Below are 25,748 nucleotides of genomic sequence, written 5' to 3'. Positions count from 1 at the left end.
GGCTTTCACGCCGCTGGAGCTCAGGCGTGGCCGGCCGCTACACTCAAATGCGCGAGGTCGATGCCGATCGAGGCGAGAATCCGGTCGTATTTGCGCTCGATGTCGGTATCGAACAGAAGCTCCGGAGTGGCCGGACAAGTCAGCCAGCCGTTTTCGGCTATCTCGGTTTCCAACTGGCCGGCGCCCCAACCCGAATAGCCCAGCGCCATCAGCGCGTGACGGGGTCCCCGGCCCGACGATATGGCGCGCAATATGTCGACGGTCGCGGTCAGGCAGACATCGTCGGAAACGGTCAACGAAGACTCCACCCGGTAATCGCCCGTATGCAGCACGAAGCCGCGGCTTCGGTCGACGGGCCCGCCATTGCGAACGACGAAATCACGGGTACGGGCGGGCAACCGGATCGCCTCGTGCTCGTTCATGATGCCAAGTTGCACCAAAAGGTCCGGAAAGAGCATCTGCTGCGTCTGGTTGATGATCAGGCCCATCGCGCCCTCATCGCTGTGGGCGCAGATATAGATGACCGAGCGCGTGAAACGGTCGTCCTTCATGCCAGGCATGGCAATGAGGAACTGATCGTCGAGAAAGCCGCTGCCGGCGGCCGTCTTCTTGTGGCGCAACAAGTCCATGATCAGAGGGTAACGCGTTTCCCGGGCGCCGAAAAGATGTACCGCGCCGGTTTTCGACCAAGCCCGTGCCGCAGGCCGATCATTACCTGCGGCAAAGGTCACGCAAATATGATACCGGCAAGCCCATGAAATCATTGCACGGCCATGAACGGACGATCAAATCATCACATGCAAAGCTTGAAAATCCTGTTGCTCGGCGCCGTTATCGGATCGGCAATCACACTCCCAGCCGCCGCCTCTTCGTCCGCCTGGTACAACAGCGAAGGCGGCAAGGTACGGCTGGTGACGAGCGGCAAGCCCGACGATGCCGGCCGCATCCGAGGCGTTCTCGACATAGCGCTCAAGCCTGGCTGGAAGACTTATTGGCGCGACCCGGGCGACGCGGGCGTGCCGCCGCAACTCGATATCTCGGCCAGCACCAACATTTCCGATGCCAGCCTTTCCTTCCCGGCGCCGAAGCGTCATGACGACGGCTACGGCAAATGGGCGGGCTACGACTATCCGGTCTCGCTGCCGGTGACGTTCACGCTGTCGGCCGCGAAGGATCCGTCCGTCATCGACGCCGACATTTTCCTCGGCATTTGCGAGACGATATGCATCCCTGTGCAGACGCGGCTGACCGTCGACCCCGGCTCCGACCCGGACAATGCCGAGGACGCGGAGCTGGTCAAGGCGAGCTTCGCCGCCTTGCCCGCGCCGGCAAGATCCGACTTCGGCATCAACGTGCTGCCGGGCGACCATGAAACGCTGGTTGTGGAGGCGAGCTTTCCCGGCGATCCGGAAGCGGCTGACTTCTTCGTTGCAGGAGACCGCGATTACATGTTCGGTTCGCCGGCCCGCAGCCAGAAGAACGGCAAGCTGGTCTTCACTGTGCCGATCCTCGACCGGCCATCGACGACCCCCACGGATGGCGGACTTCACTATACACTGACGAGTTCGGCAGGCGCGGTCGAAGGGCTCTTGCCTTTCCCTTGATCCAGCCCTCCGCGATGGTTGCGGGAAACCGCATAGTTCGCTACCCAAGGCTACGTCCTTCCCCATTCTCCCAAGCGAGGAACTCATGACCATTTCCGCTGGCGACAGACTGCCCGATACGACGTTCAAGACGATGACTGCCGACGGTCCCAAGCCGATCACGACGGCCGAGATTTTTGCGGGAAAGAAGGTCGTGCTGTTTGCTGTGCCTGGCGCCTTCACGCCGACCTGCAGCAACAATCATTTGCCGGGCTACCTGGAGAACCGCGACGCCATCCTGGCGCGCGGTGTCGATACGGTCGCCGTGGTTTCGGTCAACGACGTCCATGTCATGGGCGCCTGGGCACGCTTCACCGGCGGTGAAGGCAAGATCCTGTTCCTCGCCGACGGCAATGGCGACTTCGCCAAGGCGATCGGCCTCGACGCCGACTTCTCCGGCGGAGGCATGGGTCTTCGGTCGAAGCGGTTTTCAATGATCGTCGATGACGGCAAGGTCACCGCCCTCAATGTCGAGACCAAGCCCGGCGTCGATGAATCCGGCGCCGCCAAGATCCTCGAACTGCTCTGACCATGACGTTCGACATCGTCTGGCGTAGCGTGGCGATCGGCGTCGGCGCCACGCTACTGATGGATATCTGGGCCTTTCTTCTCTACAAGATGTTCGGTCAAGCACGGCCGAACTGGGCCCCCGTTGGCCGCTGGGTCTGGCATTTACGCGAAAAAGTCTTTCACGACGATATTGGCGATGCGACGCCCTATGTACACGAATCGGCTTTGGGCTGGGCCTTTCACTATTTTGTCGGCATCGTCTACGGCATCATCCTTGTCGTGGTGGCCGGAGCGGGCTGGCTTGTCGCGCCGACTTTCCTGCCGGCTTTCATCCTCGGCATGGTCACGGTCGGCGCCGGCTGGTTCCTGCTGGCGCCCGGCATGGGCGCGGGCTGGGCAGCGTCGAAGCGGCCCAACCCGATGAAGGTACGGGCGCTGAATCTGGTGTCACACACAGTGTTCGCTTTCGGACTCTACGGTACGGCGCTGCTGATCCGCTGAGGATCTGCGGCTGTGCCGGCCTGCCGATCGGCCGCCACCCGTGGACAATTCGGCGCGCGTCGTCCCATTCCGGCACCGGAATCTTGGCGTCCACCTGAACCTGGGGATGCGTCACATAGCGCAGGCCCGGCATGACAGAGATCCCAGCCTGGGGATGGTGCCGCCCCGGAATTCAATAGCTTTGGGTCGAACGCCGCGCCTTTGCCACCGCCGGCTGTTTGGACTGCGAGACCGGCTTGGGTGGGGTAGAAACAAGCCTGACCGGGCCCTTCTTGAACGGCGCCATGCCCTCACGAGCAAGTTCGTCGGCGCGTTCGTTCTCGGTATGGCCGGCATGGCCCTTGACCCAGATCCAGGTGACCTTGTGACGCCGATTGGCTTCATCCAGCGCCTGCCAGAGTTCGCCGTTCTTGACGGGCTTCTTGTCGGCGGTCTTCCAGCCGTTCTTCTTCCAGCCATGGATCCACTTTGAAATGCCGTCCATGACATATTTGCTGTCGGTGTGAAGATCGACCGTGCAAGGTTCCTTGAGCGCATTCAGCGCCGAGATGGCGGCAAGCAATTCCATACGGTTGTTGGTCGTCTCGGCCTCGCCACCCGATAGTTCCTTGGTGGCGCCGTTGAAGCGCAGGATCGCGCCCCAGCCGCCCGGGCCAGGATTGCCCGAACAGGCGCCATCGGTGAAGATCTCAACGTGTTTGCTCATGCCAGCCCATATTCCGAAGCAGATTTGATCGTCCGATGAAACCGCATTCTCCTGATGTATTCGGTCGGATCGCGTTTCATTACCAGCCCGCCATCGGGAACGGTCAGCCAGTCATACAGCCGGGTCAGCATGAAACGCAGCGCCGAGCCCCGTGCCAGCATCGGAAGTGCCGCCTTTTCCTGATTGCTCAGAGGCCGCACACCTTGGTAGCCGGCAAGCAGCGCCTTGCCCTTGGTGAGATTGAAGGAAAAATCCTTCTCGAAACACCAGGCGTTCAGGCATGTGGCGACGTCATAGGCGTAGAGGTCGTTGCAAGCGAAATAAAAATCAATCAAGCCGGAGAGCTTCTCGCCGAGAAAGAACACATTGTCCGGGAAAAGATCGGCGTGGATGATGCCTTCCGGGAGACCCTTCGGCCAATTCCGCTCGAAGTCGGCGAAGTCGGCGTCGACTTCGGCCGCAAGGCCCGGCTCGACCTCATCGGCACGGTCGCGAGCTGCCGACCAGAGCTTGCGCCAGCCGTCGATTGCGAGCGCATTGGGGCGGATCATCGGAAAGTCGGAACCGGCCAGGTGCAGGGAGGCCAGCGCCTTGCCGACCTCGGCGCAATGGATGGATGTCGGTCGCCGGAGCGAGAGACCCTCGAGGAAAGTGATGATGACGGCCGGCCGGCCCGCCAGCGTGCCGATGACGCTGCCGTCATGCGCGGTTACCGGCAGCGGGCAGGACACGCCCTTTTTGGCGAGATGACCCATCAACCCGAGGAAAAACGGCAGATCCGCCTTTTCGACCCGTCTTTCATAGAGCGTCAGGATGTAGGAGCCGCTGGAGGTGTGCAGCAAAAAATTCGAGTTCTCGGTGCCCTCCGCGATGCCCTTGTAGGACAGGAGATCGCCGACTGGGTAGTGCTTCAGGAATGCGCCGAGTTCGCCTTCCGCAACGTCGGTGTAGACCGCCATGTGCCTTACGGCGCCCCGTTGACGAAAGCCATGTCGGCCGCCGTCAGTTCGACATCGCGCAGTACCCGCATGACGGGAAAATCCTCCGTTTCGGTGGCCGTGATGGCCAGGTCGATCGTGACATCGAAGCGCTGGCGGAACGCATCGATGATCTCGTCGACGATGATCTCCGGGGCGGATGCCCCCGCCGACAGACCGAGCGTCGAGATGTCTCCGATGTCGTCCCACGGAATCTCGGCGGCGCGCTGCACGAGAAGCGACATGGTGGCGCCGGCACGCTCAGCCACTTCGACAAGACGCCGCGAATTGGAGGAATTGGGCGCGCCGACGATCAGGTAGAGATCGGCGCCCGCGGCGGTATCCTTGACCGCTTCCTGACGGTTCGTGGTGGCATAGCAGATCGATTCCGCCGCCGGCGCCTGCAGGTCGGGAAAGCGGTCCTGCAGCGCGCGGATGATGCCGGCCGTGTCCTCGACCGATAGCGTGGTCTGGGTGACGAAGCCGAGCGCCTTCGGGTCCGCCGGCGCAAGCCTCGCGGCATCGGCTTCGGTCTCGATCAGCGTTACCGCGCCCTCCGGCAATTGTCCCATCGTGCCGATCACCTCGGGGTGTCCGGCATGGCCGATCAGGAGCACGTGGCGGCCGAGCCGCTGGTGGCGCATCGCTTGCTTGTGGACCTTGGAGACCAGCGGACAGGTGGCGTCGAGATAGAACAAATTGCGCGCCTGGGCATCCGCCGGTACCGACTTCGGCACGCCATGCGCGGAAAAGACGACCGGCGACTGCCGATGTTCGGCCGGAATCTCGGAAAGTTCCTCGATGAAGACGGCGCCAAGGCTTTGCAGACCCTCGACGACATAGCGGTTGTGCACGATCTCATGGCGGACATAGACCGGCGCGCCATATTTCTTCAGCGCCAGCACGACGATCTGGATAGCACGGTCGACGCCGGCGCAAAAACCGCGCGGCTGGCAGAGGCGGATCGTCAGAGAAGGCTTTGTCGTGGTCTGAAGCATGAATCCGGGCCGTTTGATCAGAGCCGAAATGAGGTGCCTACCCCCGTCCTGTCAAGGGCGATGGCCCTTCAAGCGGGTCGGTCGCGCTCATTCCTCTTTCGCTGGCCTGCGAAGCCGCAGGATGAGAACGGCGGCAAGTGCCGCGGCAAGCCCATACCAGGTCATAGCATATTGCAGATGGCTGTTCGGCAGGTCGATGATGGTGACACCGCCGATGGGCAAACCGCCCGGATTCGGCGTCTTGTCGGCGTCGATGAAGATTGGCACCAGCTTGGCGCTCGCCGGCAAGCCAGCGCTCGCCGCCATCACGTCACGGTCCTTCCAGTAAAAGATGTTCTTCGCCACGTCGTTGTCGGGAAGCATCATCGACGGCTTTGCCGGCAGCGGATTGCGAGCGAGGCCGGTGACCGTGACCTTGCCCGCGACCTGTCCCTTGGCGCGCTTGGCGGCATCCTTCAGATCGTATGGCACGAAACCGCGATTGATCAGGACGAAGCGGCCATCGTCGAGGGCCAGCGGCGTGTAGACGTTGAAGCCGGCTTCGCCTTCCCATGTCGCGTAGAAATGCCGCTCGCCGGAATGCAGGAACGTGCCGGTCACCGTCACCGGCGTGTAGTCGACGTCCCCAGTCGAGGCGAATTGTTTCTCCACCTCGGCCAGCGGGAGCGGCCGCGAGTGGGTGCGCTGGTCGATGGTCTGGAGAAGACCTTCCTTCCAGTGCAGGCGCTGGACTTGCCAAGTGCCGAGCGCCAGCAGGATCAGGAGCAGGACGACGCCAATGCCGAGCAGCAATACCGATCCTGGCCGCGAACGACCGCCGTCTTTGGCGGACATGTCGGTCATTCGCCGCGATCCAGCCGGCCCTCGGCCGCCTTGTTGCGGTACTGTAGCGTAAGCAGCACCCCCTTGATCAGCCGGAGCGCCGTCAGGCACAGCACCAGCGCCAGCGGGATCCAGACCAGCAGATGCAGCCAGAGCGGCGGGCTCAGCGTCACTTCGACCCAGAGCGCCAGGCCGACGATGATGAAGCCGATGATCAGGATGACGAAAACCGCGGGCCCGTCGCCGGCATCGGCATAGGAATAATCAAGGCCGCAATTGGTGCAGCGTTTGCCTACGGTGAGAAAGCCGGAAAACAGCCGCCCCTCGCCGCAGCGCGGGCAGCGTCCATGCAAGCCCGCCGAAATAGGGTCGATCGGAGGCCAGATCGCCTTGTCGTCGCTCATTGCTTTACCGCTCAATCCTGATGGGTGTTCCGATGGGTGTTCCATCGACCACCACTGCCCAGACTTCGTCCATGCCGGAGTCCGTAACGGCAATGCCGCCGTCGGTCCAGCCGACCAATTGAAGCAGCCGCCGAATCCGTTCGGCTGGCCGTGGATCATGATCATGCCGCCGGCATCGACACTGCGCGCCCTCGCAGCCGGATCTTATTGCACCGAAAAGAAGAAGGCGGCCACGTTGCCGCAGCCGCCCCTTCAAAGTCATCAGACCGGTATCAATGGGCTTCGATTACCGCGCCGACCGATCCCCAGACATAGATCGAGGCGAACAGGAACAGCCAGACCACGTCGACGAAATGCCAGTACCATGCGGCAGCCTCGAAACCGAAATGCTGCTTGGGCGTGAAATCGCCCTTCATGGCCCGGATCAGGCAGACGGCCAAGAAGATGGTGCCGATGATGACATGGAAGCCGTGGAAGCCGGTCGCCATGAAGAAGGTGGCGCCATAGATGGAATCCTTGAAGGCGAACGGAGCATGCATGTACTCGTAGGCCTGCACCATGGTAAACAGCATGCCGAGGCCGACGGTCAGCACCAGCCCGTTGATCAGGCCCTTGCGATCACCGTGGATAAGGGAGTGGTGCGCCCAGGTGACCGTGGTGCCCGACAACAGCAGGATCACGGTGTTGTAGAGCGGCAGATGGAAAGGATCGAGAACCTCCATGCCCTTCGGCGGCCAGACGCCGCCGGTGAACGCGGTGCGGGCATATTGATGGGCTTCGCTCGGAAACAGGCTGGCATCGAAATAGGCCCAGAACCACGCGACGAAGAACATCACCTCGGAGGCGATGAACATGATCATGCCATAGCGCAGATGCAACGACACGACCCGCGTATGATGGCCCTCATGCGCTTCCTTGATCGTGTCCGACCACCAGGCGAACATGGTGTAGAGGACGATCGCGAGGCCGATGAAGAACAGCCACGGATTGGCGATGTTGAAGCCGAAGATCGGGAACGAGCCGCCCTTCAGGTATTCCATGAGGCAAACGCCGCCAAAGGCGGTGACGAGCGCCCCTATCGATCCCAGGAAAGGCCACGGGCTCGGGTCGACGAGATGATAGTCGTGATGTTTTGCGTGCGCGTCTGCCATATCAACCCCCGAGATTTCCTTCGGTATTTGAAATTGTCTTGCTGTTGCCCTGGACCGGCTCCGACGATGCGACCGGCTTGTTCTTCTCGACCGGAAACATCGTGTAGGACAGGGTGATCGTCTTCACGTCCTTCAGTTCCGGCACGTTGACGATATCGGGGTCCACGTAGAACAGGACCGGCATGTCAAGCGTTTCGCCGGGCTTCAGCGTGGTGTCGGTGAAGCAGAAGCATTCGACCTTGTTGAAATAGGGACCCGCCAGTTCAGGCTGGACATTGAAGGTGGCGCGGCCGGTGATGGGGCGATCGAACTTGTTGGTCGCCTGATAGTGCGCCTGCACCGTCTCGCCGATCTTCATGGTCATCGAGCGCTGGACCGGCTGGAAATCCCACGGCACGCCGGCGATATTGGCATCGAAGCGGACGGTGATCTCGCGATCGAGCACGCGGCCGGCATACTGCTTCTCGACGCGTTGCGTCGTGCCGCCATAGCCTGTCGCCTGGCAGAACATCTTGTACAGCGGCACCGCGGCATAGGCCATGCCGATCATGCCGGTGAAGAAGGCAAGGCAGACGGCCGCAACAAGGCGGTTGCTGTTGTGCCCGGCCGGTTTGGCGCTCGTGTCGACACCCATCTCCCGCCTCACATCGTGCCAGAGAGGTTATGACCGAACTTCACGATCGTCGCGATATAGAAGATAACGACCAGCACGGCCAAGGCTACGCCGATGGCGACCGAGCGGTTGCGCCGGGCCTTCCGCTGGCGTTCGGTCAAGGTGACCGTTTCGAGCTTGTCTTCGATCATGCTCATGCTCCACCCACCGCAAGTGCACGTTCGACGACGCTGTCGGCGAGATAGACGGCGAAGATGGCGAAGAGATAGAGCAGCGAATAGCCGAACAACGCCTTGGCTGGCTTCATCGCGCGATCGTCGTCGGACATGCCAAGCACTTTCCACGCATACCAGACAAAGCCGAGCCCGAGCAGCAGGGCAGCCACGCCATAGAACGGCGTGGTGTAGCCAAGCAGCCACGGCAGCACACCGACCGGGGCCAGCACCAGAGCATAGGCGAAGATCTGACGGCGGGTCGACGCCGGGCCGGCGACATTGGGCATCATCGGGATGCCGGCGCGTTCATAATCCTGCGACTTGAACAGCGCCAGCGCCCAGAAATGCGGCGGCGTCCACAGGAAGATGATGAGGAACAGGACGACGCTCTCCAGGCTGACCGTGCCGGTCACCGCGGCCCAGCCGATCACGGGCGGAATGGCGCCGGCAGCACCGCCGATGACGATGTTCTGCGGCGTCCAGCGCTTCAGCCACATTGTGTAGACGACGGCATAGAAGAAGATGGTGAAGGCCAGCAGCGCCGCCGACAGCCAGTTGACCAGCACGCCGAGCGTCATCACCGACAAAACCGAAAGCACCAACCCAAAGCTCAACGCCTCGTGGGGCTGGATGCGGCCGGCCGGCACCGGGCGGGTGGCGGTGCGTGTCATCACCGCGTCGATATCGGCATCGTACCACATATTGAGCGCGCCGGAGGCACCAGCCCCGATGGCAATAGCCAGGATCGCGATCACCGCCAGCAGCGGATTGATGGTCACGGGTGCCGCGACCAGTCCGACAAAGGCGGTGAACACCACCAGCGACATGACGCGCGGCTTCAGGAGGGCGAAGAAATCACCCGCCGTCGCTTCCGACATGCGGAAGCCCGCTTCGTCAATGCTGGTTTCGTCGACAAGGGCCATGCGTACTCAAATCCATATTCCGTTTGGCCGAAACCGCCGGCAGGCCGGCGGTTTCGATTCCGGGCTGCCGCCTTATTTGATCTTCGGCAGCTGCTCCCATTGGTGGAACGGCGGCGGCGACGGCAGCTGCCATTCCAGCGTCGTTGCGCCCTCGCCCCATGGATTGGCGCCAGCGATCCGCTTCTTCTGGAAGGCTTCGAACACGCCATAGAGGAAGATCACCACGCCGACGGCCGAAATATACGAACCGTAGGACGACACCATGTTCCAGCCCGCAAACGCGTCCGGATAGTCGATGGTGCGGCGCGGCATGCCGGCAAGGCCGAGGAAGTGCTGCGGGAAGAAGACAAGGTTGACGCCGACGAACATGACCCAGAAATGGGTGTTGGCGATGACGGGCGAATACATGTAGCCGGTCATCTTCGGGAACCAGTAGTACCAGCCGGCGAAGATGGCGAACACCGCCCCCAGCGACAGCACGTAATGGAAGTGCGCGATCACGAAATAGGTGTCGTGCAGCGACCGGTCGAGACCGGCATTGGCCAGCTGAACCCCGGTAACACCACCGATCGTGAACAGGAAGATGAAGCCCAGCGCCCACAGCATCGGCGGCTTGAACGATATCGATCCGCCCCACATCGTCGCGATCCAGGAGAAGATCTTCACGCCCGTCGGCACCGCGATGACCATGGTGGCGAAGACGAAGTAGCGCTGCGTGTCGAGCGACAGGCCGGTCGTGTACATGTGGTGCGCCCAGACGATGAAGCCGACCGCGCCGATCGCGACCATGGCGTAGGCCATGCCGAGATAGCCGAACACCGGCTTGCGCGAGAAGGTGGAGACGATATGGCTGATGATGCCGAAGCCCGGCAGGATCAGGATATACACTTCCGGATGGCCGAAGAACCAGAACAGGTGCTGGAACAGCAGCGGATCGCCGCCGCCATCGGGAGCGAAAAAGGTCGTGCCGAAATTGCGGTCGGTAAGCAGCATGGTGATGCCGCCGGCAAGGACCGGAAGCGACAACAGCAGCAGGAATGCGGTGACCAGCACCGACCAAGCAAACAGCGGCATCTTGTGCAGCGTCATGCCTGGCGCGCGCATGTTGAAGATGGTGGTGATGAAGTTGATGGCACCCAGGATCGAGGACGCGCCGGCGATGTGGATCGACAGGATCGCCAGATCCATGGCCGGACCGGGCTGACCGGAGGTCGAAAGCGGCGGATAGAGCGTCCAGCCGCCGCCGACGCCGTAGGCGCCAGGCGCGCTCGGCACGAACATCGAGATAAGCAGCAGGATGAAAGCCGGCGGCAGCAGCCAGAACGAGATGTTGTTCATGCGCGGGAACGCCATGTCCGGGGCGCCGATCATGATGGGCACCATCCAGTTGGCAAAACCGCCGATCAGGGCCGGCATGACCATGAAGAAGATCATGATCAGCGCGTGCGCCGTGGCGAAGGCGTTGTACATGCTCTTGCCGCCGTCGATCGCGGCGTCACCGTTCATGCCGTAGACCATCTGCGCCAGGCCGCTGAAGATCTGGATGCCAGGCTCCTGCAACTCCATGCGGATGGCGACCGACAGCGCGCCGCCGATGATGCCGGCCATGATCGCGAAGATCAGGTAGAGCGTACCGATGTCCTTGTGGTTGGTCGAATAAACCCAGCGCACCCAACCATGATAAGGCTTGTGGTCGTGCCTGTCGTGAGCTGCAGCGTCTGCCATGTTCCGCTCCGTTCCCTAAATCTTGCTAACCCGCGGCATCAGTTGCCGGCGGCCGCTACCTTGTTCTGGCCATCGATCTCGGCCATCAGCGTCTTGTTGGCGCCGGGCAGATCGGTCTTGGCCGCAGCCAGCCAGGTCTTGAACTGCGCGTCGGAGACGACGCGGATGGCGATCGGCATGAAGGCATGGTCCTTGCCGCAGAGCTGCGAGCACTGGCCGTAGTAGAGGCCTTCCTTCTCCGCCTTGAACCAGGTCTCGTTGGTGCGGCCGGGAATGGCATCGATCTTGATGCCGAAGGACGGCATGGCGAAGGAATGGATCACGTCGGTCGCGGTGACGAGCACCCGGGTCATCGTGTGGACGGGCACCACCATCTCGTTGTCGACGGCAAGCAGGCGCGGATAGACCTTGCGATCTTCCTTGCCGGCGGCGGCACGGTCGCCATCCTGGAGGATCGCCGAGTTGAACGAGAGCGTGTTGTCGGTCTGGTATTCGTAATCCCAGTTCCACTGGTTGCCCGTCGCCTTGACGGTGAGCTTAGCTTCTTCCGGCGGCGTGTACTGCGCGGTCAAGAGCTGGAACGACGGGATCGCGAGGCAGAGCAGGACGACGACGGGACCGACAGTCCAGATCACCTCGATCAGCGTGTTGTGGCTGGTCTTGGACGGAACCGGGTTGGCGCTCGCGCGGAATTTCACGATGCAGTAGATCAGAAGGACCAATACTAGGGCGGTGATCGGGATGATGAACCACATCGTGTAGTTTCCGAACCACTCGATCTGGCGCATCATGTCGGTTGCCGGCGCCTGGAAGGTCGTCTCCCACTCGACGGGCTGATCGGCATGGGCGGCCGTGCCGGCGAAAAACGTGGTAACGGCACAAGCGCTTAGAAACTTGGCACTTGCTGGAAGCTTGGCGTTTGCCAGGAAATTTCTCATCGCCCTCTTCGTCTCCCAGTTCCTCGCGGCTGTGTCCACGAGAATAACGAACAATGCCGGGACGGGAATCCCGACTGTCTCAAGCTGGTTCAAACCATACTCTTTTTCCCTCCGCAAGAAAGGAGCGGAGGAAACCGTGCGGCATTTTTGCGCGCAAGCCGGAATGCATCTTTGAAGGCGGCGGCCGCCATGGCGAATCGGCTATGTTCAACGGATCGGCTGCTTCCTGCCGGCCGGCGCGCCTGGCGTCGTAATTCGGGCGAAATTGGCTAGGAAAAGCGCCGCATGGGCATTTTCGTGGCGGCTCGGCCGCTGTCTCGTCCTTTACTTGGCTTTGGCGCGGCTTAAAGTGCCGTGATTCGCAATGGAGCCGTCATGAACTCTTGGCTGTCGGGATTTGGGCTTTCGAGCCCCTTGGCGAAGGTCATCTTTCTCGCCGCCTTGTCCGTCGCCGGCTTGTCGGCCGCCGGCCAGGCCAACGCGGCCCAGCCGAGCGGCACGGTGCGCTCGACCCATGGCGCGTGGTCGATCATCTGCGACACGCCGGCCGGCGCCACGTCCGAACAATGCGTGATGATGCAGAACGTCGTCGCCGAGGACCGCCCCGAGATGGGGCTGTCGGTCGTGGTGCTGCGCACCGCCGACAACAAGGCGGAGATCCTGCGCGTGCTGGCGCCGCTCGGCGTGCTCTTGCCCAACGGGCTCGGCCTCAATGTCGACGGCAAGGATATCGGCCGCGCTTATTTCGTGCGCTGCTTCCAGGACGGCTGCTACGCTGAGGTCATTCTCGAGAAGCCGCTGCTCGATACGCTGAAGACCGGCACGTCGGCCACGTTCATCGTCTTCCAGACGCCAGAAGAAGGCATCGGCATCCCGGTGGACCTCAAGGGTTTTGCTGACGGATTTGCGGCCCTGCCGTAGACTCCCGCGCCTCGACCCGGGAGCTGCCGATCAACGATAGGTTTTCCGGACCTGGGATAGATCCGGGACGCCGCCGCCCTGCATTTGAATGACGATTGGCGATTGTCTGGGCGCGGCTTCGCGCCTACATCCCGGATATAACCATTCATCCACGGACATACGCCATGAACAGCCTTATCGGCCAATTCGATATTTCCGACGATCGCGTCAAGGAGATCGTCGCAGAGACCATCAACGGCGCCGACGATGGCGAGTTGTTCGTCGAATACAGCGAGAGCGAAGCGCTGATGTTCGACAACGGTCGGCTGAAGACGGCCAATTTCAACACCGACCAGGGTTTCGGCCTACGCGCGGTTGCCGGCGAAGCCAGCGGCTATGCCCACTCCAGCGACCTGTCCGAGGCTTCGCTGCGACGCGCGGCTGACGCCGTCTCGACCGTTAAGGGCGGTTATTCCGGAACGCTTGCCGCCGCGCCCGCCCGCACCAACCGCCATCTCTATGGCGATGAGAACCCGATCCCCTCCCCTTCCTTCGAGGCCAAGGCGAAGCTGTTGCAGGAAGTCGACGCATGGCTGCGCGCCGAGGATCCGCGCGTGCGCCAGGTCTCGGCATCGCTGACCTCGTCCTGGCAGCATGTCGAGATCGTGCGCGCCGACGGCCAGGTGGTGCGCGACATCCGGCCGCTGGTCAGGGTGAACGTGTCGGTGGTGGTCGGCGACGGCGACCGCCAGGAAAGCGGCTCCTACGGCATGGGCGGACGCAAGGCGTTCGGCGACTTCCTCGTCGAGGACAGCTGGAAGCACGCCGCCAAGGAGGCGCTGCGCCAGGCGCTGGTCAATCTCGAAGCCGTACCGGCGCCGGCCGGCACGTTCGACATCGTGCTCTCCAGCGGCTGGCCCGGCGTCATGCTGCACGAGGCCGTCGGCCACGGGCTGGAAGGCGACTTCAACCGCAAGAAAACTTCGGCTTTCGCCGGCCTGATGGGCCAGCAGGTGGCGGCAAAGGGCGTCACCGTCGTCGATGACGGCACGATCGCGGAACGACGCGGGTCACTCACCGTCGACGATGAAGGCACGCCTTCGGCGCGCAACGTGCTGATCGAGGACGGCAAGCTGGTCGGTTACATGCAGGATCGCCAGAACGCCCGGCTGATGGGCATGCGGGCCACCGGCAACGGAAGGCGCGAGGGCTACGCGCACCAGCCGATGCCGCGCATGACCAACACCTACATGACATCGGGCGACATGGAGCCGGACGAGATCATCGCCTCGGTCAGGAACGGCATCTATGCCGTCTCCTTCGGCGGCGGCCAGGTCGACATCACCTCCGGAAAATTTGTGTTCGGCTGCACCGAAGCCTACATGATCGAGAACGGCAAGGTGACGCAGCCGATCAAGGGCGCCATGCTGATCGGTAACGGGCCCGACGCCATGCACCGCGTTTCGATGATCGGCAACGACATGAAGCTCGACAACGGCATTGGCATGTGCGGCAAGGCTGGACAGGGCGTGCCGGTCGGCGTCGGCCAGCCGCACCTCAGGATGGACCAGATGACGGTCGGCGGCACAAGGGTTTGAAGCCGCCTCGTGGCCAGTCTGCTAGGTCTTGCTCACAGACCGGCGCGACGTAGCGTACAGGATCAGGAAACCGACAACGCCGCCGATCGCGTACCGGGTCCATGCACTCAGGTAGTCGACGGTCCCATCATGGCCGGAGACATAGAGCGCAGCGCCGACAAACGTCATGACCGCGACGCCTAGCGCATAGGATGGCACCAGCCCCACACGCGTGAATTTTCTCAAGATCCAAGCGAGCACCGCACCGGTGAGCGCCATGATGAGAGCCGAGCCAAAAATCTCGGCAACAAAGCCTGGTGAAATCATCTTCTCCCCCTATCCCAATTTGGATATGCCTTTTTGAGGGGCAGATTCAACCGCAGTGGCGATGATCCACAACTTTAGCGATAAACCTGGCTGGGATTTCGGGGCAGACTGCATGACGCTGCCGGTCTCGCTGAGCAGGGCTAAGCGCCTAGCGTCTTTTCCGCGGCTTCTCCAGCAAGGCAACAGCCTCGACATGGGGCGACCACAGAAACTGATCGATCGGCGTCACGCTTTTCACCGCGTAGCCGCCGTCGATGAGGATGCGCAAATCCCGCGCGAGCGTCACCGGGTTGCAGGAGACCGCGGCAACGAATGGAACATCCGAGCGGGCGATCTGCTTCGACTGATCCTCCGCGCCCGCGCGGGGCGGATCGAAGACAACGCCATCAAAGGCGTTTAACTCCTTGAACGTCAGCGGACGGCGGAACAGGTCTCGGCGCTCGCCGGTCACGCGTTTCAGGCCGGTGGCGAAGCGTGAACCCCGATCGAGCGCCGAAAGTGCGGCCGCATCGCCCTCCACCGCATGCACTTCCGATCTCGCGGCCAACCGCAGGGCGAAGCTGCCGCAGCCGGCGAAGAGATCGGCAATTTTTTTGGCACGTTTCAGATGTCCGCCGACGATATCGGCCATGGTCCGTTCGGCTGCCTCCGTCGCCTGCAGGAAGGCGCCCGGCGGCACCGCGACGGCAACGCTGCCGAACATGACGACAGGCTTCTTCGGCTCGATGATGATCTCGTCATCGATGGACAGTCTGGCAAAGCCCTGCGCAATGACAAAATTGGCGGCGATGCGGCGCTGGTTTTCGCCGAGCTTGCCCGATTCATGCACCGCCACGTCGAGGCCGGAACCCGTCACTGTGACTGCCATGCGAAACGATTTCGGGGTGGCGCAGATCAATTCGGCGAGTGCCCTCAAGCTGTCGAGCGCGTTGACGATCCCAGGCAGCGAGATCGGGCATTCGGAGATGGAAATGATTTCCGGCGACAGATGGCGATTGAAGCCGAGCAGCATGCCTGTTTCGGTGCGCCTGGCGGCGAGCACGACGCGGCGGCGCGTGTGCGGCGCGCAGGCGACCAGACCGCCTATTTCGCAATCGATGCCTCTCAGCGCATGCACGACCTTCTCGCGCTTCCACTGCTGATAGGCTTGCGCCTCCAAATGCTGGAGGGCGCAGCCGCCGCACTCGCCGAAATGGCGGCAGGCGGGTTCGATGCGCAGGGGCGAGGCCTCGATCAGCGCCATCAGCGTGGCGCGATCCCTTTCACGCGCCGCGGTGACGACCTCGCCTGGCAGCGTGAAAGGAATGAACAGATCGCCGCTTTCGGTGTCGGCGATGCCATCCCCCTGGGCGCCAAGCTTTTTGATGGTGAAGCGTGCACTCATCGGTCCTTGACCCCACCAAGCAGGAATTCGCGATTGCCGTCACCGCCCTCGATTGGCGACAGATGCAAGCCGAGCGAGCGCCAGCCGGGCACGGCATCCAGCCAATCCTGCAGCAAGCCGGCGACACGGGCGGCATGATAGGGGTCTTTCAGCAGGCCGCCCTTGCCGATCGCCTCGCGACCCGCCTCGAACTGCGGCTTGACCAGAAACATCGCTGCGGCACCGGGCTTGGCGATGGCAAGCGCAGGCGGCAGGGCCAGTTTCAGTGAAATGAAACTGACGTCGGAGACTATGAAGTCCGGACTGCGGCCGCCAAGATCGGCGGTTGAGAGATCGCGGGCGTTCAGCCCCTCGATGACCGTCACGCGCGCGTCCTTGCCGATATCAGCATGCATCTGTCCGTGACCGACATCGATCGCCGTGACATGGGTCGCGCCGCGTTCGAGCAGGACCTGGGTGAATCCGCCGGTCGAGGCGCCGATGTCGAGCGCCTCACAGCCGGCCGGATCGAGGCCGAAATGGTCGAGCCCGGCGATCAGCTTCAGCGCCGCGCGTGAGACATAGCCTTGGGCCGGGTCATCAACGGCGATGACGCATTCCGGTTGCACGGCCTGACCCGGCTTGCGGCCAATGACGCCATCAACCGTTACCGTACCACGTTCGATCGCGTCACGTGCACGCGAGCGGCTGGAAAACAGCCCACGCGCTACGAGCAGATCGTCGAGCCGCTGGCGCGTGCTGGCTGGCCGGGGAAAATTCATCGGTCTTCCTTGGCGAAAGCCGGCGGCGAAGGCAAGGAGATTGGAGCAGGAGAAGCAAAATCGCCGCAGGGCAGCGACCGCAGAGAGCCGCTCGCGGCCAGTCGCATATCGCATCAGGTCGGCCACGATGATAAGGAAGAAACGCCGTTTTGCTGCCGAAGGCGAAGGAGGACGGATGCTTACGGGAACCTGCCATTGCGGTGCGGCCCACTGGACCTTGAAGGGCGATCCCGGGCCGATCACCGCTTGCAACTGCACGCTGTGCCGACGTTACGGCACGCTCTGGGCCTACGACTTTGTCGATGAACGTATCCGCGTCGTGGGGCCGATAAAAAGCTATAAACGTGCCGGCAAGGCCGAACCCATGCTCGAGATCCTGTTCTGCCCGACATGTGCGTGCGTGCTTGCCTGGCGCGGTTTGCGCCCAGCCGAGTCCGGCCGCACGCGGATCGCCGTCAATGTAAGGCTTGCGCCGCCGGAAGCCGTGGCCGACCTGCCGATCGACCATTTCGACGGTCTCGAGACCTACGACGATCTGCCGCGCGATGGCCGCTGCGTGCGCGACATGTGGTTTTGATTTGGGTGGTTTGATTTGGGCGAGATCAGAAGATGGTGCGGGGAGCCTGCCGTTCGACGGCGGGAGACAGGCCGTCATCCCGATCGCGGGCAACTTCCCTGCGCGGGCGCTCGACTGGCGCGGCGGATGCCGATGCGGCGTCCGGCGGGACAATAAGCTGCGGCAGCTGCTTGTAGGAGAAGCCGCCCCTGATATGCCCCATCCTGCTGGCGACTATATCCACGGCCGCCTTCTCGAGATTGCGGTCGTAGCGCGTTCCGGCGATGGCCGGCGCTGCGATGGCGGTCAGGATCGCCATGCCCCACAGAAGCGTCTTCACTGTTGTTGTCTCCCTGCCTGGCCAGAACCTAGCAGCGTGCCGTTGAAAAACGGGCAAGAGACACGGTAAGCAAAACGCCAAACCGCAATGTCAACAATGCGTTACGACATCGAGCCGGCAAACCGATTCAAGCGCTTGATGTGTCGAGTCAGGCGCGCTGGGCGTGGGCCGCCTGCCCGAGGGCGGTGAAAACCGTATGGACGATGCCGGCGGCATCGAGACCGGCATCGGCATACATCTTTTCCGGCTTGGCGTGGTCGGCAAACACGTCCGGTAGCACAAGCGGGCGCACTTTCAGGCCGCTTTCCAGCAGGCCCTCATGGGCGAGGAACTGCAAAACGTGACTGGCGAAGCCGCCGACGGCGCCCTCCTCCACCGTGACCAGAACCTCGTGCGAGCGGGCCAGCCGTCGGATCAGGTCCTCGTCGAGCGGCTTCGCGAAGCGCGCATCGGCGACGGTGGTCGAAAGCCCGGCCGCGCCCAGCTCCTCGGCCGCGATCAGGCAATCCTGCAAGCGCGTGCCGAAGGAGAGGAGTGCCACCTTGCCGCCTTCCCTGATGATGCGGCCCTTGCCGATTTCGAGCACCGAGCCGCGATCGGGCATGTCGACGCCGACGCCATTGCCGCGCGGATAGCGGAAGGCGATCGGGCCGTCATCGTAGGTTGCCGCAGTGCGCACCATGTGGCGCAGTTCCGCCTCGTCGGCCGCCGCCATGACGACGAAGCCCGGCAGGGAGGCCAGGAAGGTGGTGTCGAAGGCGCCGCAATGGGTGGCGCCGTCGGCTCCGACGAAGCCGGCGCGATCGATGGGGAAGCGCACCGGCAATTTCTGGATCGCCACGTCGTGCACGACCTGATCGTAGGCACGTTGCAAGAAGGTCGAATAGATCGCCGCGAACGGCTTGTAGCCTTCGGTCGCGAGGCCGGCCGCGAACGTCACCGCATGCTGTTCGGCGATGCCGACGTCGAAGGTCCTGGCCGGAAACACTTCGCCGAACAGATCAAGCCCGGTGCCGCCCGGCATAGCGGCGGTGACGGCGACGATGCGCTCGTCCTCCTGGGCCTCCCGGATCAGGCTTTCGGCGAACACCTTGGTATAGGCCGGCGCGTTGGCCGGGGCCTTGGCCTGAGCGCCGGTGATGACGTCGAACTTGTTGACGCCGTGATATTTGTCGGCCGCGGCCTCGGCCGGCGCGTAGCCCTTGCCCTTCTGGGTGACGACATGGATCAGCACGGGGCCCTTGCCATTGTCACGGACATTTTTCAGCACCGGGATCAGATGGTCCAGATTGTGACCGTCGATCGGACCGATGTGGTAGAAGCCGAGCTCCTCGAACAGCGTGCCGCCGGTGACGTAGCCGCGCGCATGCTCGACCGCCCTGGTGATGGCACGGTCGGCACGCTTGCCAAGATACGAGGTCAGTTTCTTGCCGAAGTCGCGCAGGCCGACATAGGCCTTGCCAGAGGCCAGGCGCGCCAGATAGGCGCTCATGGCGCCGGTCGGCGGGGCGATCGACATGTCGTTGTCGTTGAGGATGACGATCAGGCGGGCGTCGAGCGCACCGGCATTGTTCATCGCCTCGTAGGCCATGCCGGCCGACATGGCGCCGTCGCCGATGACAGCGATGACATTGTTGCGGCCGCCGGCAAGATCGCGGGCCGCCGCCATGCCGAGGCCGGCCGATATCGACGTCGAGGAGTGGGCGGCGCCAAACGGATCGTATTCGCTTTCGGTGCGGCGGGTGAAGCCGGAGAGGCCGCCCTCCTGCCGCAGGGTGCGGATGCGATCGCGGCGCCCGGTCAGGATCTTGTGCGGATAGGCCTGGTGGCCGACATCCCAGATCAACCGGTCATCGGGCGTGTTGAAGACATAGTGCAGCGCCACGGTCAGTTCGACCACGCCAAGCCCGGCGCCGAGATGACCGCCGGTGCGCGACACCGCGTCGATCAGTTCGAGGCGAAGCTCCGATGCCAGTTGCGGCAATTCGCTTTCGGAAAGCGTGCGCAGCTCGGCCGGGATGCGGACCTTGTCGAGAAGCGGCGTATGCGGCGTTGCGTTCACGGGTAGGCCCAAGCTTCTGTTCATGCGCGGGATAGGCCGCCGGCAGGCGAAAGTAAATGCCTGCCAAATGACGCGAAAGGCACGCCCCGTCGTCGACTTCCTCAGCCTTCCGGCAGTGGAATGAACTCTTCCTCATCGCCGGGAACGATGTCGAAGCGGCCGGTCTTCCATTCTTGCTTGGCCTGTTCGATGCGCTCCTTGGAGGACGAGACAAAATTCCACCAGATGTAGCGCTTCGAGCCCAGCGAGGCACCGCCGAAAAGCATGAAATGGGCACCAGCCTGTGAGGATACGACGATCTCGTCGCCGGGCCGGAACACCAGAAGCCGTTCCGCCGGAAACACGTCGCCGGAAATCGAGACCTCGCCTTCCAGCGTATAGATGGCGCGTTCTTCCGCGTCAGCAGGGATTTTCACGCTGGCGCCGGGCGCCAGCCTGAGGTCGGCGTAGAGCGTCTCGGAATCGGCTCGCACCGGGGAACGCAGCCCCTGGAAATCGCCTATAACGATGCGGCCGCTGACGCCTTCCGCGTCGATGTCGGGAAGCCGCGCGACAGCGGTGTTTTCGAAAACCGGCGCCACTTCCTCCTTGCCGTCCGGCAGCGCCAACCATGTCTGCAGCCCCGAGATCGACATCGGCGCGCCGCGCAGTTCTTCCGGCGTGCGCTCCGAATGGACGATGCCGCGGCCGGCGGTCATCAGGTTCACGTCACCCGGCTCGATCACCATCTCGGTGCCGAGCGAATCGCGATGCCTGATCCTGCCGTCGAACAGGTAGGTGACCGTCGACAGGCCGATATGAGGATGCGGCCGGACGTCGAGCGCCTGACCGGCACGCAGGATGGCCGGGCCCATGCGGTCGAAGAAGATGAAGGGACCGACCAGCCGCCTTTTGGCAGTCGGCAAGGCGCGGCGAACCTGAAAACCGCCAATGTCCTTGGCGTTCGGAATGACCATCAATTCGATCTGGTCGCTGGCAAAGGCATCGCCGGCTTCAGGATCCTTCCCGGGAAAGAAGCTCATGAACTCTCCTTGTCAGCGGCCGATGGCTGCTTTGGCCAGATCAGGCAAAGCGGATCGCCGCCTTCGCCCGCAGCTTGGCCGCAACCTCCTCGCGATTGCGCGGATGCTGGTTGGTTTCAAGCGAATCGAGAAGCTCGCGCGCCGACGCCGCGATGGCCTCGACGGCATGGTCGAATGCGTGCTGGTTCTGCTTCGAAGGCCGCGTCGTTCCGCTCAGCTTGCGAACGAATTGAAGGGCTGCATCGCGCACCTCGTCGTTGGTCGCCGGCGGATCAAAATTGAACAGGGTCTTGATGTTTCTGCACATCGCTTCCGTATCTCCTCTTGTCCTGGAGCCGTTTCAATCGGGACGCGTTCTATCCTCAATCATGATCATGTCAAAAACCAGAGAGACGGCTGCGTGCCTCAATCCGCGTCCAGCGGCTCCGTCCCGACCGGCTTGCCGTCGCGGGACAGCCTGATCTTCTCCACCTTGTCCTCGGCCGCCTTCAGCAGCCGGTCGCAATGCACCTTCAGCGCCTCGCCGCGCTCGTAGATCCTGATCGACTGGTCGAGCGGCACATCGCCACGCTCCAGATCATCGACGATCTTCTCCAGCGCGTCGAGAGCCTGTTCGAAGCTCATCGCCTTGACGTCTTCGTTGGTTTCACCAGCCATCATTCATCCTTTCATCAGTCGCCCGACATGGGCGGCGACCGAAAATGCCAATCCTTGCAGATCGTAGCCGCCCTCGAGCAGGCTGACGAGCCGGTTGCCGCTGTGGCGCGCCGCGCGCTGCATGAGTTGGCCGGTCGCCCAGTCGAAATCATCCTCGGTCAGGTTGATCTCGGCCAGCGGGTCGCGATGATGCGCATCGAAGCCGGCCGAAATAATGATCAGGTCGGGTGCAAAATTGTCGAGCGAGGGCAGCACGCGCGACAGGAAGGCATCGCGGAACGCCTCGCTGCCGGTCTGCGGCGCAAGCGGCGCGTTGACGATGTTGCCGGCGCCGGTTTCGTTCTTTGCTCCGGTGCCGGGGTAGAGCGGCATCTGGTGCGTCGAGCAATAAAGCACGGACGGATCGTCCCAGAAAACATCCTGCGTGCCGTTGCCGTGATGCACGTCCCAGTCGACGATGGCGACACGTTCGATATCGTGTTTGCGCTGTGCATAACGTGCGGCGATGGCCGCCGTGTTGAACAGGCAGAAGCCCATCGCGGTCGCTTTCTCGGCATGATGGCCGGGCGGCCGGGCGGCGACGAAAACGTTGTCTGCCCTGCCGGCAAAGACGTCGTCGACGGCGGCGTTGGCGGCTCCGATCGCGGTGATCGCCGCCTGCCAGCTCTTCGGGCTGGCCGTTGTGTCGGCATCGATGCGGGCGATGCCCGTCTCGGGAATGGCGGCGCGTACCCGCTCGACGAAATCCTCGGGATGCGCGTAGAGAATGGTGGCCTCGTCGCCTTCCGGCGCCTCGAGGCGGTCGAGCGCGGCAAAAGCCTCGTCGTCGAGCACGCGCTCGATGGCGCGCAAGCGGTCCGGCCGCTCCGGATGGCCGGGCGGCGTGATGTGCTCAAGGAAGATCGGATGGGTGTAGAGACGAGTGGCCATGCCCCCTATCTAGTGCCCCGGCGCGGCGATGGCCATGCGTTGCGGCCTGATGGCTGGGGAAAATCGCGCCTGCGTCCATTCGCGTCGCCGCGGGGATTGGCGGCGCAGGGGCTTCGTCGTAAAGTCCCGGCCACTGCCTGGTGCCCGCCGCGAGCGGGAGAATCGGGAACACGGTTTGATACCGTGGCGTGCCCAACGCTGTAAGGGGGACCGCGCCGGTAATGCCACTGTCGATGACGGGAAGGCGCCGGATGCGGGTTGATCCCGAGCCAGAAGACCGGCCTGGCAGGCATCGTCATCCGCATGGTCAGGCGGACGGCAGTTGATTGCAATCGCAAGGGGACAAGCGATGCCGGACAATATGACCATCCCCGTGGGTGACGGATTCGACCAGATGGCGCGCGATGCGGTCTACCGCGCCATGTTCACGCGGCGCGATGTTCGCAGCCATTTTACATCAGAGGCCGTCGACGACGAGGTCTTGGCGCGGCTGCTGCTTGCCGCCCATCACGCGCCATCGGTCGGCTTCATGCAGCCATGGAATTTCATCGTCATTCGTGGCACCGAACGACGGGAACAGGTGCGCGACCTGTTCCTCGCGGCGCGCGAGCAGGAATTGCCGGCGATCGAGGAAGAGCGGCGGGCGCTCTACCGCAAGCTCAAGCTGGAAGGCATCTGCGAAAGCGCGCTCAATATCTGTATCACCTGCGACCGCCGACGCTCACAGGGTTCGCCGCTGGGACGCTGGCACAATCCCGAGATGGATCTCTACAGCACGGTCTGCGCGGTGCAGAATTTCTGGCTGGCGGCGCGCGCCGAAGGCGTCGGCGTCGGCTGGGTCAGCATTATCGAGGCGCAGGCGTTGAAAGACCTTCTGTCGATTCCCGGGCATGTGACGCCGGTGGCCTATCTCTGTGTCGGCCGTGTCTCGGAGTTCGCGCCGAAACCGGACCTCGAAACACATGGCTGGGGGCGGCGGCTGCCGCTGCCCGAGCTGATCATGAGCGAGACGTTTTGCGGACAGGGCGAAGTTCCGCTCAAATCAACGATCGCACGCCTCAAGGCGGCAACATGCGAAAAGTCTGACAAACCCTTGATTTGATTGCCGATATGGCATGCGCAGCGCGCTGCCGGCGGCCTGCCGTCGTCAGGCGGCTCCGGCATCCTTCCTCAACAATCCTTCGAGCAGTTGCTTGAATGCCGCCACCACGGTCTTCGACGTCGCTTCCGGGTCGTTCGAATTGGCGATCCGCTGCGCCGCCTGGCTGCTCGCCCCGTTGATCAGCCGTGCCGCGGTCTCGGGGTCTACGCCCGGGACAACCACCCCGTCGCCCTGCAGCGTCGTCAGGTGATCGGTCATCGACGCGACGCAGGCATTGGCGTTCGGCCATTGCGCGGGATCCCCCAGCACGGCCGGACCGTCCCGAAACATGATGCGCTGGATTTCCGGCTCCAGCGCCATTTCGATGTAGCTCGTGCATTCGTCGACGAAGCTTTGCCAGCGGGTCGGTGCTTTCGCTGCAACCTCATTCACCCGTGCCGCCATCTCGGCGTCTATCTCGGCGATAACCGCCTGCAAAAGCCCCTTCTTGTCCCCGAAATGATGATAGAGCGCACCGCGCGTCAGCCCGGCCGATGCGGTGAAATCATCCATCGATGCCTCGGCATAACCGATCGTTCCGAACGCATGCCGGGCCGCGGCAATCAATTTGGCGCGCGTTTCGGCGATCATTTCCCTGCGGGGCTTGTGCATCTCTTCTGGCCTTATCCACATACGTCACGTATGCCAATTGACATACGCGACGTATGATCTATTTAGTATTCATACGCATCGTATGTAATTTCCGAATCGCCTTTTGTCGAGGAACGGACCATGCAGAACCCCTATTCCGAGATCTTTCGAGCCCCTGGCGCCAAGGGCTTTGCCGCTGCAGGCTTCATGGCGCGCCTGCCGGTCGCCATGGCGCCGATCGGCATCGTGGCGATGCTGTCGCAGACGCGTGGCGAATACTGGCTGGCGGGTGCCGTCTCGGCGACATTCGCGCTGGCCAACGCTTTCCTGGCGCCGCAGATCTCCAGGCTGGTCGACCGCCTCGGCCAGACATGGATCGTCGTGCCCACCACCATCATCTCCGTGCTGGCATTCCTGCTGCTGATTGCGTCGGCCAATCAGGATTGGCCGGTATGGACAATGTTCGTGTCGGCGCTGCTGGCAGCGGCCATGCCCAGCATGCCGGCAATGGTGCGCGCGCGCTGGACCGAGCTTTTTCGCGGCCGGCCGGAGATGAACACCGCCTTCGCCTTCGAATCGGCGGCCGACGAACTGGTCTATATCGCCGGCGCGTCGCTGTCGGTGGGCCTCAGTGCGGCGCTGTTTCCGGAAGCAGGCATGCTGGCGAGCACGTTGTTTCTCGCTTTGGGCTCGATAGCATTCATCCTGCAGCGATCGACCGAGCCGAAAGTGCGGCCGGTGGACCATGGTTCGACTGGCTCGGCAATCCGCCTGCGGCCGGTACAGATCATCACCTTCGCCCTAATCTTCATCGGCGCGACCTTCGCGACGACGGAAGTGAGCACCGTGGCGATCACCAACGAGTTCGGCCAAGCCGGTGCCGCAAGCCTGGTGATCGGCGTCTATGCGCTGGGATCGTTCGTGTTGGGCATCGTGGTCGGCGCGCTCAACCTCAAGACGCCGCTACAGCGCCAGCTGACCGTCGCGGTCGCCATCATCGCAGTCAGCACGATTTTGCCGCTCACCGCCGACAGCGTGCCGATTTTGGCGCTGACCGTCTTCATCAGCGGCGTGGCGATCTCGCCGACTTTCATCACGGCATTCGGCCTGATCGAACGGCATGTGCCGGAAGCGATGCTGACCGAGGGCATTACCTGGGTGACAACGGGAATCGGCATCGGCATGGCGCTGGGCTCTTTCGCCGCCGGCGCGGTGGTGGATGCGTTCGGCGCCCAGAACGGGTTCTGGGTCTCGGTGGTCGCGGGCGGCATCGCGCTGGTCACGGTGCTGCTCGGCCAGCGCAGTCTTGCCACTCACAAATGCGAGTTGGATGGGTGTGAAGCGGCCGTCGCTGCCGCGGAATGAACCATGACG

General features: G+C 63.0%; 30 protein-coding genes, 1 pseudogene and 1 riboswitch. Of the genes and pseudogenes, 8 read left to right on the top strand and 23 right to left on the bottom strand.

The genetic code is table 11. The annotated features are described in order from the left end of the window. Nucleotides 1–20: 20 nt before the first annotated feature. Nucleotides 21–629, bottom strand: coding sequence for a YqgE/AlgH family protein (locus FJ940_RS06055; RefSeq protein ID WP_140494949.1), 609 nt, complete (start codon nt 627–629; stop codon nt 21–23). Between the two features lie 168 nt (nt 630–797). On the opposite strand from FJ940_RS06055, the gene FJ940_RS06050 reads away from it, so the two are divergent. The 3 genes from FJ940_RS06050 (at nt 798) to FJ940_RS06040 (ending at nt 2,654) form a co-directional block, all read left to right on the top strand. After that, the gene (locus tag FJ940_RS06050; RefSeq protein WP_140559385.1) at nt 798–1,604 is read left to right on the top strand and encodes a protein-disulfide reductase DsbD domain-containing protein; all 807 of its coding nucleotides are present in this window, start codon (nt 798–800) and stop codon (nt 1,602–1,604) included. An 85-nt stretch (nt 1,605–1,689) separates the two neighbouring features. Continuing rightward, on the top strand, nt 1,690–2,172 hold the full coding sequence (locus FJ940_RS06045; protein ID WP_140514835.1) for a peroxiredoxin: 483 nt from the start codon (nt 1,690–1,692) through the stop codon (nt 2,170–2,172). A gap of 2 nt (nt 2,173–2,174) precedes the next feature. After that, entirely contained in the window at nt 2,175–2,654 is a 480-nt protein-coding gene (locus FJ940_RS06040; RefSeq protein ID WP_140520804.1) for a DUF2938 domain-containing protein, read from the top strand. Nucleotides 2,655–2,826: 172 nt separating this feature from the next. Here the strand turns inward: FJ940_RS06040 and rnhA are convergent, their stop codons facing one another. The 12 genes and pseudogenes from rnhA to coxB form a co-directional block, all read right to left on the bottom strand. Next, on the bottom strand, nt 2,827–3,360 hold the full coding sequence (rnhA, locus tag FJ940_RS06035; RefSeq protein ID WP_140494956.1) for a ribonuclease HI: 534 nt from the start codon (nt 3,358–3,360) through the stop codon (nt 2,827–2,829). Further along, the gene (locus FJ940_RS06030) at nt 3,357–4,319 is read right to left on the bottom strand and encodes a homoserine kinase (RefSeq protein ID WP_140655763.1); all 963 of its coding nucleotides are present in this window, start codon (nt 4,317–4,319) and stop codon (nt 3,357–3,359) included. Before FJ940_RS06030 ends, rnhA begins: the two co-directional genes overlap by 4 nt. A 5-nt stretch (nt 4,320–4,324) precedes the next feature. Then, complete coding sequence (gene ispH, locus FJ940_RS06025; RefSeq protein ID WP_140655760.1) at nt 4,325–5,335, bottom strand: 4-hydroxy-3-methylbut-2-enyl diphosphate reductase; 1,011 nt, start codon at nt 5,333–5,335, stop codon at nt 4,325–4,327. A gap of 87 nt (nt 5,336–5,422) precedes the next feature. After that, nucleotides 5,423–6,178, bottom strand: a complete 756-nt coding sequence (locus FJ940_RS06020) for an SURF1 family protein (RefSeq protein WP_181165148.1) — start codon at nt 6,176–6,178, stop codon at nt 5,423–5,425. Next, on the bottom strand, nt 6,175–6,561 hold the full coding sequence (locus FJ940_RS06015; RefSeq protein WP_140494962.1) for a DUF983 domain-containing protein: 387 nt from the start codon (nt 6,559–6,561) through the stop codon (nt 6,175–6,177). The genes FJ940_RS06020 and FJ940_RS06015 overlap by 4 nt, the downstream gene beginning before the upstream one ends. Nucleotides 6,562–6,565: 4 nt before the next feature. Then, nucleotides 6,566–6,759 (bottom strand): annotated as a pseudogene (locus FJ940_RS28695) (hypothetical protein); the annotation flags it as partial. A 74-nt stretch (nt 6,760–6,833) separates the two neighbouring features. Continuing rightward, nucleotides 6,834–7,712: a cytochrome c oxidase subunit 3 gene (locus FJ940_RS06005; protein WP_140494964.1), complete on the bottom strand. Its 879-nt coding sequence runs from the start codon at nt 7,710–7,712 to the stop codon at nt 6,834–6,836. A 1-nt stretch (nt 7,713) separates the two neighbouring features. Further along, on the bottom strand, nt 7,714–8,346 hold the full coding sequence (locus FJ940_RS06000; protein ID WP_140514826.1) for a cytochrome c oxidase assembly protein: 633 nt from the start codon (nt 8,344–8,346) through the stop codon (nt 7,714–7,716). Between the two features lie 8 nt (nt 8,347–8,354). After that, on the bottom strand, nt 8,355–8,516 hold the full coding sequence (locus FJ940_RS05995; RefSeq protein ID WP_140494968.1) for a hypothetical protein: 162 nt from the start codon (nt 8,514–8,516) through the stop codon (nt 8,355–8,357). Nucleotides 8,517–8,518: 2 nt separating this feature from the next. Continuing rightward, a complete protein-coding gene (locus FJ940_RS05990; protein WP_140494970.1) occupies nt 8,519–9,463 on the bottom strand; it encodes a heme o synthase in 945 nt (314 codons plus the stop codon). 72 nt (nt 9,464–9,535) lie between these two features. Next, complete coding sequence (gene ctaD, locus FJ940_RS05985; protein ID WP_140655758.1) at nt 9,536–11,188, bottom strand: cytochrome c oxidase subunit I; 1,653 nt, start codon at nt 11,186–11,188, stop codon at nt 9,536–9,538. Between the two features lie 38 nt (nt 11,189–11,226). Further along, complete coding sequence (gene coxB, locus FJ940_RS05980) at nt 11,227–12,243, bottom strand: cytochrome c oxidase subunit II (protein WP_181165149.1); 1,017 nt, start codon at nt 12,241–12,243, stop codon at nt 11,227–11,229. A gap of 258 nt (nt 12,244–12,501) precedes the next feature. On the opposite strand from coxB, the gene FJ940_RS05975 reads away from it, so the two are divergent. Together FJ940_RS05975 and tldD are read left to right on the top strand one after the other, a co-directional pair. Further along, complete coding sequence (locus tag FJ940_RS05975; protein ID WP_140494976.1) at nt 12,502–13,047, top strand: invasion associated locus B family protein; 546 nt, start codon at nt 12,502–12,504, stop codon at nt 13,045–13,047. A 164-nt stretch (nt 13,048–13,211) separates the two neighbouring features. After that, the gene (gene tldD / locus FJ940_RS05970) at nt 13,212–14,624 is read left to right on the top strand and encodes a metalloprotease TldD (protein WP_140514821.1); all 1,413 of its coding nucleotides are present in this window, start codon (nt 13,212–13,214) and stop codon (nt 14,622–14,624) included. 21 nt (nt 14,625–14,645) lie between these two features. On the opposite strand, the gene FJ940_RS05965 is transcribed toward tldD, so the two are convergent. From FJ940_RS05965 to FJ940_RS05955, 3 genes are all read right to left on the bottom strand, one after another. Continuing rightward, entirely contained in the window at nt 14,646–14,930 is a 285-nt protein-coding gene (locus FJ940_RS05965) for a hypothetical protein (protein ID WP_140655752.1), read from the bottom strand. A 148-nt stretch (nt 14,931–15,078) separates the two neighbouring features. Then, a complete protein-coding gene (locus FJ940_RS05960) occupies nt 15,079–16,314 on the bottom strand; it encodes a class I SAM-dependent RNA methyltransferase (protein WP_140564261.1) in 1,236 nt (411 codons plus the stop codon). Continuing rightward, the gene (locus FJ940_RS05955) at nt 16,311–17,075 is read right to left on the bottom strand and encodes a TlyA family RNA methyltransferase (protein WP_140514818.1); all 765 of its coding nucleotides are present in this window, start codon (nt 17,073–17,075) and stop codon (nt 16,311–16,313) included. The genes FJ940_RS05960 and FJ940_RS05955 overlap by 4 nt, the downstream gene beginning before the upstream one ends. A 175-nt stretch (nt 17,076–17,250) precedes the next feature. On the opposite strand from FJ940_RS05955, the gene FJ940_RS05950 reads away from it, so the two are divergent. Beyond that, nucleotides 17,251–17,652 (top strand): GFA family protein, encoded by a 402-nt coding sequence (locus tag FJ940_RS05950; RefSeq protein WP_140655750.1) that lies wholly within the window; start codon nt 17,251–17,253, stop codon nt 17,650–17,652. A 25-nt stretch (nt 17,653–17,677) separates the two neighbouring features. Here the strand turns inward: FJ940_RS05950 and FJ940_RS05945 are convergent, their stop codons facing one another. From FJ940_RS05945 to FJ940_RS05920, 6 genes are all read right to left on the bottom strand, one after another. After that, a complete protein-coding gene (locus FJ940_RS05945) occupies nt 17,678–17,971 on the bottom strand; it encodes a hypothetical protein (protein ID WP_140655747.1) in 294 nt (97 codons plus the stop codon). A gap of 148 nt (nt 17,972–18,119) precedes the next feature. Continuing rightward, entirely contained in the window at nt 18,120–20,057 is a 1,938-nt protein-coding gene (gene dxs / locus FJ940_RS05940; RefSeq protein ID WP_181167185.1) for a 1-deoxy-D-xylulose-5-phosphate synthase, read from the bottom strand. 77 nt (nt 20,058–20,134) lie between these two features. Beyond that, nucleotides 20,135–21,055, bottom strand: a complete 921-nt coding sequence (locus FJ940_RS05935; RefSeq protein WP_140498066.1) for a pirin family protein — start codon at nt 21,053–21,055, stop codon at nt 20,135–20,137. Between the two features lie 40 nt (nt 21,056–21,095). After that, nucleotides 21,096–21,362, bottom strand: a complete 267-nt coding sequence (locus tag FJ940_RS05930) for a DUF2277 domain-containing protein (RefSeq protein ID WP_010914875.1) — start codon at nt 21,360–21,362, stop codon at nt 21,096–21,098. 98 nt (nt 21,363–21,460) lie between these two features. After that, entirely contained in the window at nt 21,461–21,712 is a 252-nt protein-coding gene (locus FJ940_RS05925; protein ID WP_140498064.1) for an exodeoxyribonuclease VII small subunit, read from the bottom strand. A gap of 3 nt (nt 21,713–21,715) precedes the next feature. Beyond that, nucleotides 21,716–22,642: a histone deacetylase family protein gene (locus FJ940_RS05920; protein WP_140655744.1), complete on the bottom strand. Its 927-nt coding sequence runs from the start codon at nt 22,640–22,642 to the stop codon at nt 21,716–21,718. Nucleotides 22,643–22,763: 121 nt separating this feature from the next. Then, nucleotides 22,764–22,943: riboswitch (cobalamin riboswitch) on the top strand. Nucleotides 22,944–22,991: 48 nt separating this feature from the next. Here FJ940_RS05920 and bluB point away from each other — a divergent pair. Next, nucleotides 22,992–23,744 (top strand): 5,6-dimethylbenzimidazole synthase, encoded by a 753-nt coding sequence (bluB, locus tag FJ940_RS05915; protein ID WP_140564264.1) that lies wholly within the window; start codon nt 22,992–22,994, stop codon nt 23,742–23,744. 45 nt (nt 23,745–23,789) lie between these two features. On the opposite strand, the gene FJ940_RS05910 is transcribed toward bluB, so the two are convergent. After that, complete coding sequence (locus FJ940_RS05910) at nt 23,790–24,395, bottom strand: TetR/AcrR family transcriptional regulator (protein ID WP_140498058.1); 606 nt, start codon at nt 24,393–24,395, stop codon at nt 23,790–23,792. Nucleotides 24,396–24,515: 120 nt separating this feature from the next. Here FJ940_RS05910 and FJ940_RS05905 point away from each other — a divergent pair, with 120 nt between their 5' ends. After that, nucleotides 24,516–25,739, top strand: a complete 1,224-nt coding sequence (locus FJ940_RS05905) for an MFS transporter (protein ID WP_140564265.1) — start codon at nt 24,516–24,518, stop codon at nt 25,737–25,739. Nucleotides 25,740–25,748: the final 9 nt, after the last annotated feature.

Source organism: Mesorhizobium sp. B2-3-7 (assembly GCF_006442695.1).
GTDB lineage: Bacteria > Pseudomonadota > Alphaproteobacteria > Rhizobiales > Rhizobiaceae > Mesorhizobium.
This window is presented reverse-complemented; position numbering and strand designations above follow the sequence as displayed.